The organism is Brevundimonas sp. CURTG3B2_SDJG (genome assembly GCF_057364705.1).
Map to the genome: position 1 here is coordinate 1 of NZ_JBNFOJ010000502.1, position 1143 is coordinate 1143.

At 71.9% G+C, this 1143-nt stretch carries 1 pseudogene; it reads left to right on the forward strand.

The features are described 5' to 3' along the window. Window positions 1-414: 414 nt before the first annotated feature. Window positions 415-1143, forward strand: a pseudogene (locus AC2W7C_RS18230) (hypothetical protein); the annotation flags it as partial.

A 1143-nucleotide genomic window follows, 5' to 3' on the forward strand; every position in this document is an offset into this window, starting at 1 on the left:
GGCGGCGCGGCGTCGGTGATCACCGGCGAGGATTGGAACTGCCCGCTGCTGACGCTCACGGTGATGTCCGAACCCTGCTGGGCGATGCCGGCGGTCGGCACGCCGCGCAGCTGGCCGTCGGCGCCGCGGACGACGAGTTCCTGGCCGGTCGGCGTATTGCGCGCGCGACGAGCTTGCCCAGTTCGGCGCCGTCCGAACCGCGGACGGTCTGTCCGGGGTTCAGCGTGAGGCTCGGTTGCTCGGCTGCCGGCGGGGCGGCGGGCGGCGGGGTTTGCGGGGCCGTGTCCTGGGCGAACGCCGGAGCGGTCATGAGGAACAGGCCGGCGACGCTGGTGAGGAGCGCGGTCTTTCGCATGATGTCAGCCTTGAACTACGCGAGCAGGGAGGGCTCGCACCGAGTGGGGAACACGGCTTGTGACCGATTGTTTCGTGCGCCACGAAATGACCTTGGGCTTGCCCCGATTGGCCGATTCCGGGTCTATCTCGGCCATGAGCGGTTCAGCGACCCGGCGGCGTGGACTCGGAGGCCGGGCGGCCGGGCTGGCGTTCGAACTGTCGCCCCAGATCTTCGCGGTGCTTTCGGTCGCGGCGGCGACCGTCGTGCTGGCGTCCGGGGTCACCCCCGCCTTCGCCGACCGGCTGCAGGCCGTGCGCGGCTTCCTGCCGCCGATCCTGATCGACCTGTCCCACTTCGCCGCCAGCATCGCCGGCTTCCTTCTGCTTCTGCTGGCCGCCGGCCTGTGGCGGCGCCGGCGAGGCGCCTGGCTGGCCGCCCTGATCGTCCTGGCCGGCGGCGCGGTCTTCTCGCTTCTCAAGGGCCTGGACTGGGAAGAGGCCGCTGAACTGACCTTGCTGGCGCTCGTCCTGGCCCCTTGCCGCGACGCCTTCGATCGGCGCTCGCGCCTGTTCGAGGCCCTGTCCCCATCCTGGGTGCTCCTGGTTCTCTCGGTGGTCGGCGGAGCCCTTTGGCTGGGCTTCTTCGCCTGGCGCGACGTCGCCTACACCGACGACCTGTGGTGGGCCCTGCTGACCGACCGCGAGGTGTCCGGCTTCCTGCGCGCCGGGGCGGTCTTGGCGCTGCTGGCCGTCGTCATCGCCGGCCGGTCCCTGGTCTCCGCCCCCGGCGCCCGCAGCCATGGCCCG